The following is a 15513-nucleotide window of genomic DNA, read 5'->3' on the forward strand; positions in this document are numbered from 1 at the left end:
AACTATAAAAATAATGATATAATATGCAAAATCTAGGAGGTGGCAAGATGATTGAGAGAATGGAATTGGGAGAATTTTACAAGGAATTGCGCTTGGCGAGAAAGCTCAAGCAGTCAGATGTGGCTTGTGCTGGACTAACAGCCTCTCAGTTGTCCAAGTTTGAACTAGGACAGTCTATGCTATCTGCGGACAAGCTGATTCTAGCCATCCAAGGGATTAATGTGACCTTCGATGAGTTTGGTCATAAGCTCAACAATTATCAAGAATCCCTACATATGCAAATTGGTAGAAAGGTTGTGGATCGCTTTGCCCACCAAGATATAGCTGGTTTAGAGCAACTATTAGAGGAGGTCAAGCAAGAACAGATGGCAGAGACCTATCGTCGTTTGAATGCTATTGTAATCAAAGATGCCATCCATTCCTTAGATAAAAGCTATCCGCTAGCAGAGGAGGATAGCGAATTTTTGACCACCTACCTCTATGCTATTGAGTCTTGGACCTGGTTTGAACTCTATCTCTTTTGCAATACCATGCCCTTCTTGAGCAACCAAGATTTGATATTTTTATCAACCTCGTTACTTGAAAAATCCAAGGAATTTAAAGAGTTGGTACATAATAGACTGTATATGAAAAGTGGATTTCTGAATATTATATCAGAACTCATGGAGCGTAAACTTTTCTCTTATATCCCAATTTTTGAAGCTGAGCTAGAGAGCATGCTTCGTCCATACGATGTTTTTGAAAAAGTATTGTGGCAGTTTTTAAAGAAAATGAAGATTTTCCTTCAAACCAAAGGAAGCAATCAAAAAGAGATTGAAAGATTTATCCAATCTCTGCAAGTATTAGAAAATCCACAATTGCTAGCCCTCTTCGAATTGCGTTTGAAGCAATACAAAGAACTTATTGAGTAGTCAACAATTGCAAATCTGAAATTTCTATAAGAAAAAATATCAAATATGCGATTTTCTAAAATAAGCTAATTTTCGTGTTATACTATCCTTGTAAAGCACTTCAAGCAGATCCTAAGTCGCAGAAGTGGTTTATAGATGGGAATTCGTACAGTATATGTTTAATTATGAGCATACTGTAAATGGCTGGACTAAAAGTGAAACTTGGCGTCCTAGATAAAATGAGGTAAACGATGGAAAAACAAAGTCAGTTACAAATGTTAATTCATTCCCTATACAATAATAAAGAAATTAGCTTGACGGAAGAATTTAGGAAGCAATTGCTGGAAACAGCAAAACAGTTCTCTAGTACTAATGAAGATTTGTTAGCTGTACGTCTTTCTTTTGCCGTCTCTAAAGAATTGTTGAGCTTTAAAGGTGAACCGCCGACAGAGTTGTTGGATTTAGCAAAATTTGTCCAAAAGAAAGAAGCTAAATACAAGCAGGGAATAGTGTGGTCTGGTATTTTTAAGATATGATTTATTATAAAATACGGCATGAACATCATATAATGGATGAATCTGAATATGAGCAAGGCTTGGAGTTCAATATTAAACCAAGTCTTGTTTTCTATACACTGGAACTTTAAAAGGAGTTGTGATGAAAGTATTTCTTCAAAATAGAAATTTTAGGCAATTAACCATCAACCAGTGGATTTCAACGGTTGGGGATACGATTTTTTATCTGGCCTTTTTGAATTATGTGGCAGATGCATCTTTTGCCCCTTTGGCGATTTTACTGATCACGATTTCAGAAACCCTTCCTCAAGTTCTGCAAATCTTTCTGGGAGTTTTGGCGGATTTTCAACATCATCGTGTCCTAAAATATACAATGATTAGTTTTGCAAAATTTTTGCTTTACTCTATCGTTTCTTTATCACTTTCAGGGCAGTCCTTTTCCTTGTTATTAGTAGCATTTATTTGTCTGATTAACCTCTTATCTGACACATTGAGTTATTTTTCAGGCGCCATGCTCACTCCGATTTTCATTAGAATTATTGGGCAAGACCATCTGGCAGAAGCTATTGGATTTAAACAGTCAACTGTTAGTTTAGTGAAAACAATCAGTAATATTCTAGGAGGAGTCTTACTAGGTATTCTATCTATCCAGTCTATTTCCATACTGAATGCTCTGACCTTTTTAATCGCATTTTTAGGTATTCTTTTCATAAAAACAGACCTCTTGAAAGTAGAAAAAACGATTAGCTATCAAGAAGGACTCTCTGTAAAATCCTTTTGCCAGCATCTGCTCCAATCATCAAAATTGATATGGAATATGAATAAGGTGCTCTTGGTTTTGTTTATTATCTCTATTAGTCAAGCAGTGATAAATGTTACAGTTCCTGTTTCTACTCTGTTTTTGAGGAATCAGCCCTTTTTGAATTTACAAACAGGTCAATCTCTTGCCTTGTTATCCACCCTTGAATTGTCAGCCCTTATTGTCGGAAGCCTTGTGAGTGGCTATCTGAAGAATACAATCTCCATAAAACTAGCCCTATATGCCTCGCTTATTATCCAATTACTCCTTTTAGTTGGCTTTGTGGCAGTTCGTTTTGACTGGATTCTTATCTTTAGTGCCTTGGATGCCTTTTTCGCAGGTATCCTCTCTCCTCGATTACAGGAACTCATTTTTAAACAAATACCTGAGGAGTCAATGGGAGCAGTTCAATCCTCTATCGGTGCCATTACAGTTGTTTTACCTAGCTTATTTACAATAGCTTTGGTAACCATTGCTACTAGCTTTGGAACTCTGGCAGTTAGCTTTGTTTTATTGCTATTTCTTCTAGCTGCCTTTATCATACTCTTGAATATCCGTGAAAACATTTAGCGAAGAATGTGTATATTATATGTTTGAGACTGGATTCCAGTCTGTTTATGATGGCTACAATCAGCAGACTGTTAAATTTTTGAGAAAGTTGCTTGACATTTCAGACCAATCGGTTTATAATTAAAAAATGTAGAGATAAATACATGAGAAAAGAAGAAAAAACAAGACTACGAAGAGAGAAAATCATTACCGCTGCTTTGTTTGAATTTGCTACAAAAGGCTATCAAGGTTTTGTCATCAATGAACTTTGTAAAGTGGATGGTATTTCCAAAGGAGTTTTGTATCATAATTTTTCAGGGAAATCAGACCTCTATCTAACTTGTTTTCAGGAGAGTTTTGAGAAAGCTTTGGCAGTGTTTCTGGGGGTGGAAGGTCAAGTGCCCTCCTTAGCTGATTATATGGAAAGACGTCACCAATTTTATCAGCAATACCCAGAACATAGCCACATTTTCTTTGAGGCAATGATTGCGACACCAGAAGAATTGGAAGCAGACATTGCACCACAGAAAGCTATCTTTTTGGACTTGAATGAACAAGTTTGTCAAAAACTTATATCAGAATCCAAACTGAAAGAGCATATTGATGAGAAACGAGCTATGGACTATCTGCGATTGATTCAGGATATGTTTCGTTCCTATTATTTAACTGTTTCGTCAGATAGCAGTTTGCCTGACTTGGTTTCAGGATATGAACATCAATTATCACAGGTTTTGGATATGATGATTTATGGAATACTAGAGGAAGATTCCTCTAAAAAAGGAGAAAAATAATGTCGAAAATTTGGAAATGGTTGTTACTAATTGCGGGTATTTTTGCAGTTTTTGTAGGTTTTAATATGTTTGCACATCCTCTTATTAGCTTGGCTTCCATGACTTTCTGGTTTGCACTTGTATTTGCAGTTCAAGGGATTTCTGAGATTGTACAATACTTCAAATCAGAAGAAAAGCATGGCTGGAATTTATTTGGAGGAATTGTTACCCTCATCCTCGCTCTTACCTTGTTCTCAGGTAGCTTTATTGAAATGGTAACATTTGTACCATTTATCATTTCTTTATGGGCCTTGACAAATGGTATTACAAAAACTATCGTTGGTTTCAAGGTTCGTAAGACGGATAAATCGGTAGGTACCCCTCTAGTTTGGATGGGGATTTTAGGAATCGTAGCAGGTTTAATCATGATGGGACACCCATTGATGACCGGTCTCTATATTAGTTACACCATTGCCTTTGTCTTTATTTATCAAGGTATTGTGGCAATTGTTCAATTCTTCAAGATTAAATAAGAATAAAATGGAGTCTGTCTGATTACAATCAGCAGACTTTTTTCTCTTTCCTGAATGTGTTATAATAGTCCATGCTATGGCTGGAGCCTTTTCAGCCTACTTATACTCTTCGAAAATCTCTTCAAACTGCGTCAGCTTCTATCTGCAACCTCAAAACAATGTTTTGAGCAACCTGTGGCCAGCTTTCTAGTTTGCTCTTTGATTTTCATTGAGTATTATTAAGACAATATGAGGAGAAAGATGAAAGAAAAAGGATTTTGGGAGGGGGCGCAGGCGGCCATGCCAACGGCCCTTGGTTATGTCAGTATTGGCTTGGCCTGTGGGATTATTGGTGCGCCCTATGTGACACCTGTTGAGATGGGCTTGATGAGCCTCTTTGTTTATGCTGGGAGCGCCCAGTTTGCCATGTTGGCACTGATTGCGGTTCAAGCACCTGTGGCAGCTATTGCTATGACGGTCTTTTTGATTAATTTGCGTCTCTTTTTGTTGAGTTTGCATGCGTCAACCTATTTCCGTCATACCAGTCTCTGGCAAAATATCGGTATGTCTAGTCTCTTGACGGATGAGACTTATGGCGTTTTGATGGGCGAGTTAGCCCATACAGACAAGGTCAATCCTATGTGGATGCACGGAAACAATCTCAACAGCTATGTGGCTTGGTTTGTGGGAACAGTTGTCGGAACGGCTCTGGGTGGTCTGCTGCCAAATCCAGAAATCTTTGGCTTGGATTTTGCCCTGGTTGGGATGTTCATTGGAATTTTTGCTTCGCAATTCCAGATTATGCAAAGACGGATTCCTGTCCGCAATCTGCTCATTATCCTAGCAGTTGTTGCGGTGTCCTTCTTTTTACTCTTAACAGTGGTGTCTCAGTCGCTAGCTGTTCTGTTTGCGACCTTGCTAGGTTGTACAATGGGGGTGGTTTTAGATGGTCAGTAAGTATCTTTTATTAGCAGTTATTTTCTCTGGCTTGGTGACTTGGATTCCCCGTATGATTCCCTTCATCTTGGTCAAGTATAAGGGCTTGCCTGCAATCGTTGAGCGTTTTTTGAAATTCTTGCCTGTTTCTATTATCTTTGCCTTGATTCTTTCAAGCGTAGTGACAGGCAAGGTTGGGAGTCTTCCTCAAATCAAATGGCTGGACTTCTTAGCAGTCTTTCCAACGGCTTGGGTAGCCTTTCGCTACCGCAATCTAGTTGGAACAGTTCTCTTTGGAGTGGTCTTAACTGCAGTCTTGCGTTTGGTCTTTTAATACTCTTCGAAAATCAAATTCAAACCACGTCAGCGTCGCCTTACCGTACTCAAGTACAGCTTGTGGCTAGCTTCCTAGTTTGCTCTTTGATTTTCATTGAGTATAAATTAGCCATAAAGAAAACCTATCACAGAGATAGATATCATATAATGGCGTAAATGCTCTTTTTCTGTTAAGATTATAAGGTATTCTATTTTGGAGGAAATGACATGAAAAAAATCGTTAAATACTCATCTCTTGCTGCCTTAGGCCTTGTTGCTGCAGGTGTGTTAGCAGCTTGCTCAGGTGGTGCTAAGAAAGAAGGAGAAGCAGCTAGCAAGAAAGAAATTATCGTTGCAACTAATGCTACACCAAAACCATTCAACTATGAAGAAAATGGCGAATTGACTGGTTACGAAATTGAAGTGGTTCGCGCTATCTTTAAAGACTCTGACAAGTATGATGTCAAGTTTGAGAAGACAGAGTGGTCAGGAGTCTTTGCAGGACTTGATGCCGACCGTTACAATATGGCTGTTAGCAACATCAGCTACACTAAAGAACGTGCTGAAAAATACCTTTATGCAGCTCCAACTGCTAAAAACCCTAACGTTCTTGTAGTGAAAAAAGATGACCCTAGCATCAAATCGCTTGATGATATCGGTGGAAAATCAACAGAAGTTGTTCAAGGGACAACTTCTGCTAAACAGCTAGAAGACTACAACAAACAACATTCAGATAATCCAACTGTCCTAAAGTATACTAAAGCAGACTTCCAACAAATCATGGGACGCTTGAGCGATGGCCAGTTTGACTACAAGATTTTTGATAAAATCGGTGTTGAAACAGTCATCAAGGACCAAGGTTTGGACAACTTGAAAGTGATCGAACTTCCAAGCGACCAACAACCTTATGTTTACCCACTTCTTGCTAAAGGTCAAGATGAGTTGAAAACATTTGTAGACAAACGTATCCAAGAACTCTACAAAGACGGAACTCTTGAAAAATTGTCTAAACAATTCTTTGGAGACACTTATCTACCAGCAGAAGCTGATATTAAATAATTTCTTGAAATCATCCATTCTGAATCAGGTGGGTGATTTCTCAATTTTTAAGTATATAGTTTTAAACTATATATCTGATTATCTAATAACAATTTGTGAAATCAAACAAATTGTGAGATACTAGTACGGTATTATTTTTAAGGAGAAAGAATCATGAAAATCAAAAAATGGCTTGGTGTAGCAGCTCTTGCTACAGTCGCAGGTTTGGCTCTTGTCGCTTGCGGAAACTCAGAAAAGAAAGCAGATAATGCAACAACTATCAAAATCGCAACTGTTAACCGTAGCGGTTCTGAAGAAGCTCGTTGGGATAAAGTTCAAGAATTAGTTAAAAAAGACGGTATTACTTTGGAATTTACAGAGTTCACAGACTACTCACAACCAAATAAGGCAACTGCTGATGGAGAAGTAGACTTGAACGCTTTCCAACACTATAACTTCTTGAACAACTGGAACAAAGAAAACGGGAAAGACCTTGTAGCGATTGCAGATACTTACATCTCTCCAATTCGCCTTTACTCAGGTTTGAATGGAAGTGACAACAAGTACACTAAAGTAGAAGACATCCCAGCAAACGGAGAAATCGCTGTACCAAACGATGCTACAAACGAAAGCCGTGCGCTTTACTTGCTTCAATCAGCTGGTTTGATTAAATTGGATGTTTCAGGAACTGCTCTTGCAACAGTTGCTAACATCAAAGAAAATCCAAAGAACTTGAAAATTACTGAATTGGATGCTAGCCAAACAGCTCGTTCATTGTCATCAGTTGACGCTGCCGTTGTAAACAATACCTTCGTTACAGAAGCAAAATTGGACTACAAGAAAGCACTTTTCAAAGAACAAGCTGATGAAAATTCAAAACAATGGTACAACATCATCGTTGCGAAAAAAGATTGGGAAACATCACCTAAGGCTGATGCTATCAAGAAAGTGATCGCAGCTTACCACACAGATGACGTGAAAAAAGTTATCGAAGAAACATCAGACGGTTTGGATCAACCAGTTTGGTAATAAGAAACAGGGAGGTGGGAGAGAAAATTCCACCTCTTGCTTTTGTATAGAGCATGGATTGTAAAGAAGACTATAGGTTCATAGAAAGGTAGAGAGAATATGGTTTTTCCTAGCGAACAAGAACAGATTGAAAAATTTGAAAAGGATCATGTGGCCCAGCATTATTTTGAGGTTTTGCGTACCTTGATTTCTAAGAAGTCGGTCTTTGCCCAACAGGTGGGGCTCAAAGAAGTTGCTAACTATCTGGGTGAGATTTTCAAACGTGTTGGGGCTGAAGTGGAGATTGATGAGACTTATACGGCTCCCTTTGTCATGGCGCATTTCAAGAGTTCGCGTCCAGATGCTAAGACTCTGATTTTCTATAACCACTATGACACTGTGCCAGCGGATGGGGATCAGATCTGGACAGAGGATCCCTTTACTCTTTCAGTGCGCAATGGCTTCATGTATGGGCGTGGGGTTGACGATGATAAGGGTCATATCACAGCTCGTTTGAGTGCTTTGAGAAAATACATGCAGCACCATGATGATTTGCCTGTCAATATCAGTTTTATCATGGAGGGAGCGGAGGAATCCGCTTCGACAGACCTAGATAAGTATCTGGAAAAGCACGCTGATAAACTCCGTGGAGCAGATTTGTTAGTTTGGGAACAAGGAACCAAAAATGCTTTGGAACAGCTGGAAATTTCTGGTGGAAATAAGGGGATTGTGACCTTTGATGCCAAGGTAAAAAGTGCGGATGTCGATATCCACTCTAGTTATGGTGGGGTTGTGGAATCAGCTCCTTGGTATCTCCTCCAAGCCTTACAGTCTCTTCGCGCTGCAGATGGCCGTATCTTGGTTGAAGGCTTATACGAAGAAGTGCAAGAACCAAATGAACGGGAATTGGCCTTGGTGGATACTTACGCCCAACGAAATCCAGGGGAAATCAGCCAGATTTATGGTTTGGAATTGCCTCTCTTGCAAGAGGACCGCGCAGCCTTTCTAAAACGTTTCTTTTTTGAACCTGCTCTCAATATCGAAGGGATTCAGTCAGGTTACCAAGGACAAGGGGTTAAAACGATTTTGCCAGCAGAAGCCAGTGCTAAGCTAGAGGTTCGTTTGGTTCCTGGTCTAGAACCGCATGATGTTCTGGAAAAAATTCGGAAACAGCTAGACAAAAATGGCTTTGATAAGGTAGAATTATACTATACCTTGGGAGAGATGAGCTATCGAAGTGATATGAGCGCGCCAGCCATTCTCAATGTAATCGAGTTGGCCAAGAAATTCTATCCACAGGGCGTTTCAGTCTTGCCGACAACAGCAGGGACAGGCCCTATGCATACGGTCTTTGATGCCCTAGAGGTGCCAATGGTGGCCTTCGGTCTAGGAAATGCCAATAGCCGAGACCACGGTGGAGATGAGAACGTGCGAATCGCCGATTACTATACCCATATTGAATTAGTAGAGGAGCTGATTAGAAGCTATGAGTAGAGACATTATCAAGTTAGATCAGATCGATGTGACTTTTCACCAAAAGAAGAGAACCATCACAGCGGTCAAGGATGTGACCATTCACATCCAAGAAGGGGATATTTACGGAATTGTTGGATATTCTGGAGCAGGGAAATCAACCCTTGTACGGGTGATTAACCTCTTGCAAAAACCATCTGCAGGGAAAATTACCATTGACGACGATGTGATTTTTGATGGTAAGGTGACCTTGACGGCAGAGCAGTTGCGTCGTAAACGTCAAGATATCGGGATGATTTTCCAGCATTTTAACCTGATGAGTCAGAAGACTGCAGAGGAGAATGTAGCCTTTGCCCTTAAACACTCTGGACTCAGCAAGGAAGAAAAGAAGGCTAAAGTAGCTAAGTTGTTGGACTTGGTTGGCTTGGCAGACCGTGCTGAAAACTACCCTTCACAACTATCTGGAGGGCAAAAACAGCGTGTAGCCATTGCGCGTGCCTTGGCAAATGATCCAAAAATCTTGATTTCAGACGAGTCAACTTCTGCCCTTGACCCTAAGACAACCAAGCAGATTTTGGCCTTGTTGCAAGATTTGAACCAAAAATTAGGCTTAACTGTTGTCTTGATTACCCATGAAATGCAGATTGTCAAAGATATTGCCAATCGTGTGGCAGTTATGCAGGATGGTCATTTGATTGAGGAGGGCAGTGTCCTTGAAATCTTCTCAGATCCTAAACAACCTTTGACTCAAGATTTTATCTCAACAGCCACAGGTATTGACGAAGCCATGGTCAAAATCGAGAAGCAAGAAATCGTGCAACATTTGTCTGAAAACAGTCTTTTGGTGCAACTCAAGTACGCTGGAGCTTCAACAGACGAGCCACTTTTGAATGAATTGTACAAGCATTACCAAGTAACGGCTAATATCCTCTATGGAAATATTGAAATCCTCGATGGCACTCCTGTAGGAGAATTGGTTGTGGTCTTGTCAGGTGAAAAAACAGCGCTAGCAGGTGCCCAAGAAGCCATTCGTCAAGCAGGCGTACAACTAAAAGTATTGAAGGGAGGACAGTAAGATGGAATCATTGATTCAAACCTATTTACCAAATGTCTATAAAATGGGCTGGGCTGGTCAAGCAGGCTGGGGGACAGCCATCTACCTAACTCTTTATATGACAGTTCTTTCCTTCATCATCGGAGGCTTCTTGGGGCTAGTAGCAGGTCTCTTCCTTGTCTTGACAGCGCCAGGTGGTGTTTTAGAGAATAAGGTTGTTTTCTGGATTCTAGACAAGATTACTTCTATTTTCCGTGCGGTTCCTTTTATCATTCTCTTGGCAATCTTGTCGCCACTGTCTCACTTGATTGTTAAGACTAGTATCGGGCCAAATGCAGCCCTTGTCCCACTTTCTTTTGCAGTCTTTGCCTTCTTTGCCCGTCAGGTGCAGGTTGTCTTAGCTGAATTGGATGGTGGTGTTATTGAGGCGGCTCAAGCGAGCGGAGCGACATTCTGGGATATCGTAGGTGTTTACCTATCAGAAGGTCTTCCAGATTTGATCCGTGTGACGACTGTGACCTTAATTTCCCTTGTTGGGGAAACAGCTATGGCTGGTGCGGTTGGAGCTGGTGGTATCGGTAACGTGGCCATCGCTTATGGATTTAACCGCTACAATCACGATGTAACTATCTTGGCAACCATCATTATCATTTTGATTATCTTTGCAATCCAATTCTTGGGAGATTTCCTGACTAAGAAATTGAGCCATAAATAAAAAAGAGCCGTGTGGCTCTTTTTTATTGATTAGATTTTCTGTGCAAATTTTTTACTCAAGGCTTGTCCAATTAAGGCCCCCACTAGGGCTCCGATGACAACACTAGCGATAAATAGAAGGATGGTTCCAGGATTTGGTGCGACCATGATACGGTCGATATATTCTTGGGATTTTCCTCTTGATAGAAGAGTAGCCATATAGGTTTGGGGGGCAATCCACATAAGTAGGATTGGTCCTGATGTGCTAAAGGCAAAGAGAATAAAAGAAAGGAAATTCTTAGTTTGGTCCTTGTATTTTCCGAGGTTAGCTACTGCATCTGCTAGCAGGCCACAGATAATTCCAGGAAGGAAGGCACCGGCACCGTGTTTAGTTCCCAAGAAAAAGAGGGCGATGACAAGGCCGATAGTGGTAATGGCTCCAAATCGCGGAACTTTTGCGACTAGGATCATATAGACGCTACCGCCGACAAGGGCAGTAAAGGCAGGCGCATAAAACATGTTTCCAGCTTGGTCAAAGAGATTGCCCAAAAGGACACCAATCCCCATGCAGAGGAAGTAAAGAACTGCAAAAAGAAGTGTAGTTAAGATAGATTTTTTCATGAATTGTCTCCTGATAATTTTTTCACAATTCTCATTGTACCACGGTTTGGTGGGATTGTAAATGGATACTAGAAGTTTTTGAAAACGCTTGAAATATGATATAATAGTTTCATAGTTATTTTTAGGGGGATATCATGGGGAGATTTTTAGACTTTGTCTTTAATCGTTTCTTTTTAGGGATGATTGCGACAGCCTTCTTTTGGCTATTAACCTTGGTGGGAGGGATTATCCTTGGTCTAGCACCGGCTAGTGCCACCTTGATGAGCCTATATGCAGAACATGGTTATAGCTTTCGGGAATACAGTTTGAAGGAGGCTTGGTCTCTTTACAAGCAAAATTTTGTCTCAAGCAACCTGATCTTTTATAGTTTTTTAGGCGTGGATCTAGTTTTAGTCTATGGCTTGTATCTCTTGGTGCAATTGCCTCATCAGACTATTGTTCATTTGATTGCTACATTTTTGAATGTTCTAGTAGTTGCCTTGCTATTTTTGGCCTATACAGTGTCCTTGAAACTACAAGTTTATTTTGACTTATCCTATCGAAATAGTCTCAAACTATCCTTGATTGGCATTTTTATGAGTCTAGCAGCTGTGGCCAAGGTTCTCCTTGGGACAGTGCTACTTGTGGCAATTGGCTACTATATGCCTGCTCTTCTCTTCTTTGTAGGAATTGGGATGTGGCATTTCTTTATCAGTGATATATTGGAACCGGTCTATGAAAGTATCCATGAAAAATTGGCGACAAAATAGAATGAAGCAGTTTTGGCTACATACGCTTCTGAGAACCTACAGTTCAGTTATGATGATTATTATTGCGAGTTTTGCAATCTTACTCTCTTACGCTGACTGGGATTCACGGGAAAAGGAAGCTCAAAGAGTAGCCCAGCGTGTAACCACTCGAACAGTCGATGAGGTGGAGTATTATTATCGGGAATCAGCCCAACTGGCGCAAGATTTAGTAGCCAATCAAGACCGGATACAAGGGGTTTATAAGTACTTTAGCTTGTCAACTTCTGAGTATTTTTATTGGCTGTTGGAGCATCAAGCAGCTTCGTCAACTTCTATTTCTCTGTATGAAAACATTGATGATCTTTATGTCCAAAATGACTCTATAACGGGTGTTGCAATCGTCTTACAGGATTTTAAAGAAGTTTATGTTTCAACAAGGGATAAAAGAAGTGGTCATGTCTTGCCTGCTGAGGCCTTTAAACCAGAGGCCAATAGTTTTGGCATTCCAGTTCTGGACCCAGCAACGGATCAATCTATAGGAGTGATTTACATCTCCTTGGATCCAGAAGTCTTATATCATGCCATTGACAATACCCGAGGTCATATCCCGATGGCTGTGACTGTGACATCACCATTTGATACGGAGATTTTTCATATTGGTGAGAGGGTCAATAGGGAACATGAGAACTGGTTTGTCGGTTTTACCTCTCATGGATATCAGGTTCAGGTGGCAGTTCCTAAAAACTTTGTTTTACAAGGAACAGTGGCTAGCTCTGCTTTGATTGTGGGCTTGAGCCTTCTCTTTATTGTCATTCTCTATCTGACTTTGAGGAAGACTTTTGCTAATTATCAAAAGCAGGTAGTGGACCTGGTGGATTCCATCCAAGCTATTGCCAAAGGACAAGAAGGTCTTCGCATTGATACGCTTGAAAAGGATCAGGAATTGCTCTTAATCGCAGAGACCACCAATGATATGTTGGATCGATTGGAAAAGAATATCCATGATATTTACCAGTTAGAACTCAGTCAAAAAGATGCCAATATGCGAGCCCTGCAGGCGCAAATCAATCCTCACTTCATGTACAATACTCTGGAGTTCTTGCGTATGTACGCAGTCATGCAGAGTCAAGATGAGTTGGCAGATATCATTTATGAATTCAGTAGTCTCTTGCGTAACAATATTTCCGACGAAAGAGAGACCCTTCTCAAACAGGAATTAGAATTTTGTCGTAAATACAGCTATCTCTGCATGGTTCGCTATCCCAAGTCCATTGCCTATGGTTTCAAGATAGACCCAGAGCTAGAGAATATGAAAATTCCTAAGTTTACCTTGCAACCGCTGGTAGAAAACTATTTCGCGCATGGTGTTGACCATAGACGGACAGATAATGTGATTAGTATCAAGGCTCTTAAACAGGATGGTTTTGTGGAAATTTTAGTGGTCGATAATGGCCGTGGTATGTCGGCTGAAAAACTGGCAAATATCCGAGAAAAATTAAGGCAGAGACATTTTGAACACCAAGCCAGTTACAGTGATCAAAAGCAGTCTATCGGGATTGTCAATGTACATGAGCGTTTTGTGCTCTATTTTGGGGACCGCTATGCCATTACTATAGAGTCTGCGGAGCAAGCAGGTGTTCAGTATCGTATTACAATTCAAGATGAGTAGAAAGGGAGAAAATGTATAAAGTATTATTAGTAGATGATGAGTACATGGTGACAGAAGGTCTGAAACGTTTGATTCCCTTTGATAAGTGGGATATGGAGGTCGTCGCAACAGCCAGTCATGCCGATGAAGCCCTAGAATATGTTCAGGAAAATCCTGTCGATGTGGTCATTTCCGATGTCAATATGCCCGACAAAACAGGGCTTGATATGATTCGGGAGATGAAAGAAATCTTACCAGATGCAGCCTATATCCTGCTTTCAGGTTATCAGGAGTTTGATTATGTAAAAAGAGCAATGAACCTTAGTGTGGTGGACTATTTGGTTAAGCCTGTTGATAAGGTAGAGTTGGGAAATCTGCTGGAGAAGATTGCAGGTCAGCTCGGCGAGAGAGGGAAGAAAAGTCAGACCCTCAGTCAAGATTTAGACGAGGCTGGGTTTGTTAGTTATCTAGGAGGTAAGGAGAATTGGTGGATAGGTCTATCCAAGGAAAAACAAGGCTCCTTCACCATTCCCTACTATGTATTGGGTCAAGACTGGCAGATTTTTATTTCTGATCAACCCCTAGATGGTTTAGTCGTTACTCCCTTTGAAGCTCCCTATCAAGAACACTTTGAACGCTGGAAGCTGAATGCTGAGAAAGCCCTCTTTTACGGCTCTGTAAATCTACAACAGTCTCAGAGTCTATTTACCTACTACGAACCGATTTATAGGGTTATCATTCAGGGGAATCTCAATCAAATCGTAGAAGAGTTGAACCTCTTGGAGAAGGTGGTTCTTGAAAATACGCCGCGTGTTCCGATTACCAAACAGCTTTTTATCCAGTTTGTCATGGATGTCTTTCATTTGTTTGAACATCTCAAAGCTGATGATATGACGGACATTGTCAAAACCATTCATGCTATTCAATCATTCGATGAACTGGTTCCTTATATCAAGGAAACTCTGACCCGATTCTTTGGACAATACCGGATGAATGAAAATGTGGTTAGTGTGCTAGAAGTCATTGGGCGTGATTATCAGAAAGAACTTTCCCTCAAGGATATTAGTAAGGATCTCTTTATCAATCCTGTCTATCTAGGGCAGTTAATCAAGCGTGAAACCAATTCGACCTTCGCAGAATTACTAAACAAACAACGCATTAAGGCCGCCCAACAGCTCTTGCTTTCAACCAGTGACAGCATCGAAGACATCTGTTATGCGGTTGGTTACAGTAACGTTGGATATTTCTATAAAGTTTTCCGAAAATTGTGCGGAAAATCGCCAAAAGCTTATCGAAAACAGGTAGAAACTACACTATAATATTTGTATCCCTTTACAAAAAGTGCTATAATATCGATAATAATATCAGGAGGTTCTATTATGAAAAAGAAACCGATTTATCTATGGGTCTTGCTAATCTTGTCTGCTCTTATTTCAGCTACGTCTCTGTTTGAACTTTTGAAGCCCTTACCTAGCAAAGAAGTCCTTCGTGCTGCTCAAAAACAAGTTGCAGGGGTCAGTGCTCAGCAGGTAGAAGATAGCATTAATTACAGCTATAGAGTAGCAGAAGCATCTCATTCTATTTTTAATGTTGCCTTGATTGTGCTGTCTGCTATTTTAGTGGTAGTAGCTATTGTCTTCCTTGTTCGTAAGAATTTGCAATATGCAAACTATACTTATGTTGGCTATGTTTTGTTAGCTATTATTGGTTCAATTTATACCTATGTGACTTTGCAAGACGCTGTGCAGTTGCTTCAAGATGAGACCATGCGTTTGACAATGAGTATTGGTTCAAAAGCTGTTAGCATTTTCTATATCGTCATCAATGTTCTCTTCCTAGCCCTTGTCTTCTACAAGATATGGCGCCAGCAAAAAGCCTTGGCAGAAGAAGAGGAAACAGAAGAACTTGCCTAAGTATTGACAAAAAACAACTATCAAGATACAATCTTGGTAGTTGTTTTTCGA

At 40.3% G+C, this 15513-nt stretch carries 17 protein-coding genes; 16 read left to right on the forward strand and 1 reads right to left on the reverse strand.

Going from position 1 to position 15513, the window contains the following annotated elements:
• Positions 1-47: 47 nt before the first annotated feature.
• The 12 genes from RN80_RS02610 (at position 48) to RN80_RS02665 (ending at position 10574) form a co-directional block, all read left to right on the forward strand.
• Positions 48-911 carry an XRE/MutR family transcriptional regulator gene (locus tag RN80_RS02610; protein WP_060627387.1) on the forward strand — a complete coding sequence of 288 codons (864 nt, stop codon included), beginning with the start codon at positions 48-50 and terminating at the stop codon, positions 909-911.
• A 230-nt stretch (positions 912-1141) separates the two neighbouring features.
• Positions 1142-1426, forward strand: a complete 285-nt coding sequence (locus RN80_RS02615; protein ID WP_004254985.1) for a bacteriocin immunity protein — start codon at positions 1142-1144, stop codon at positions 1424-1426.
• Between the two features lie 121 nt (positions 1427-1547).
• Positions 1548-2774: an MFS transporter gene (locus RN80_RS02620; protein ID WP_060627388.1), complete on the forward strand. Its 1227-nt coding sequence runs from the start codon at positions 1548-1550 to the stop codon at positions 2772-2774.
• A 143-nt stretch (positions 2775-2917) separates the two neighbouring features.
• Complete coding sequence (locus RN80_RS02625; RefSeq protein ID WP_001224323.1) at positions 2918-3544, forward strand: TetR/AcrR family transcriptional regulator; 627 nt, start codon at positions 2918-2920, stop codon at positions 3542-3544.
• The gene (locus tag RN80_RS02630; RefSeq protein WP_000036821.1) at positions 3544-4056 is read left to right on the forward strand and encodes an HdeD family acid-resistance protein; all 513 of its coding nucleotides are present in this window, start codon (positions 3544-3546) and stop codon (positions 4054-4056) included. Before RN80_RS02625 ends, RN80_RS02630 begins: the two co-directional genes overlap by 1 nt.
• Positions 4057-4296: 240 nt before the next feature.
• On the forward strand, positions 4297-4992 hold the full coding sequence (locus RN80_RS02635) for an AzlC family ABC transporter permease (RefSeq protein WP_000659743.1): 696 nt from the start codon (positions 4297-4299) through the stop codon (positions 4990-4992).
• Positions 4982-5305: an AzlD domain-containing protein gene (locus RN80_RS02640; protein ID WP_000253937.1), complete on the forward strand. Its 324-nt coding sequence runs from the start codon at positions 4982-4984 to the stop codon at positions 5303-5305. The genes RN80_RS02635 and RN80_RS02640 overlap by 11 nt, the downstream gene beginning before the upstream one ends.
• 209 nt (positions 5306-5514) lie before the next feature.
• Positions 5515-6345 carry an amino acid ABC transporter substrate-binding protein gene (locus RN80_RS02645; RefSeq protein ID WP_004254995.1) on the forward strand — a complete coding sequence of 277 codons (831 nt, stop codon included), beginning with the start codon at positions 5515-5517 and terminating at the stop codon, positions 6343-6345.
• A gap of 153 nt (positions 6346-6498) precedes the next feature.
• On the forward strand, positions 6499-7353 hold the full coding sequence (locus RN80_RS02650) for a MetQ/NlpA family ABC transporter substrate-binding protein (protein WP_060627389.1): 855 nt from the start codon (positions 6499-6501) through the stop codon (positions 7351-7353).
• Between the two features lie 99 nt (positions 7354-7452).
• Complete coding sequence (locus RN80_RS02655; protein ID WP_060627390.1) at positions 7453-8826, forward strand: M20 family metallopeptidase; 1374 nt, start codon at positions 7453-7455, stop codon at positions 8824-8826.
• Positions 8819-9880: a methionine ABC transporter ATP-binding protein gene (locus RN80_RS02660; protein WP_060627391.1), complete on the forward strand. Its 1062-nt coding sequence runs from the start codon at positions 8819-8821 to the stop codon at positions 9878-9880. Before RN80_RS02655 ends, RN80_RS02660 begins: the two co-directional genes overlap by 8 nt.
• 1 nt (position 9881) lies before the next feature.
• Positions 9882-10574: a methionine ABC transporter permease gene (locus tag RN80_RS02665; RefSeq protein WP_000444642.1), complete on the forward strand. Its 693-nt coding sequence runs from the start codon at positions 9882-9884 to the stop codon at positions 10572-10574.
• A 29-nt stretch (positions 10575-10603) separates the two neighbouring features.
• On the opposite strand, the gene RN80_RS02670 is transcribed toward RN80_RS02665, so the two are convergent.
• Positions 10604-11173, reverse strand: coding sequence for an MptD family putative ECF transporter S component (locus RN80_RS02670; RefSeq protein WP_060627392.1), 570 nt, complete (start codon positions 11171-11173; stop codon positions 10604-10606).
• A 134-nt stretch (positions 11174-11307) separates the two neighbouring features.
• On the opposite strand from RN80_RS02670, the gene RN80_RS02675 reads away from it, so the two are divergent.
• The 4 genes from RN80_RS02675 to RN80_RS02690 are packed head-to-tail and all read left to right on the forward strand — an operon-like array spanning position 11308 to position 15462.
• A complete protein-coding gene (locus tag RN80_RS02675) occupies positions 11308-11922 on the forward strand; it encodes a YesL family protein (RefSeq protein ID WP_060627393.1) in 615 nt (204 codons plus the stop codon).
• Positions 11900-13570: a sensor histidine kinase gene (locus RN80_RS02680; protein WP_301280308.1), complete on the forward strand. Its 1671-nt coding sequence runs from the start codon at positions 11900-11902 to the stop codon at positions 13568-13570. The genes RN80_RS02675 and RN80_RS02680 overlap by 23 nt, the downstream gene beginning before the upstream one ends.
• A gap of 11 nt (positions 13571-13581) precedes the next feature.
• Positions 13582-14868, forward strand: coding sequence for a response regulator transcription factor (locus RN80_RS02685; RefSeq protein WP_060627394.1), 1287 nt, complete (start codon positions 13582-13584; stop codon positions 14866-14868).
• A 60-nt stretch (positions 14869-14928) separates the two neighbouring features.
• Positions 14929-15462, forward strand: a complete 534-nt coding sequence (locus RN80_RS02690) for an ABC transporter permease (RefSeq protein ID WP_060627395.1) — start codon at positions 14929-14931, stop codon at positions 15460-15462.
• Positions 15463-15513: the final 51 nt, after the last annotated feature.

Source organism: Streptococcus mitis (assembly GCF_001281025.1).
Lineage (GTDB): Bacteria > Bacillota > Bacilli > Lactobacillales > Streptococcaceae > Streptococcus > Streptococcus mitis_AK.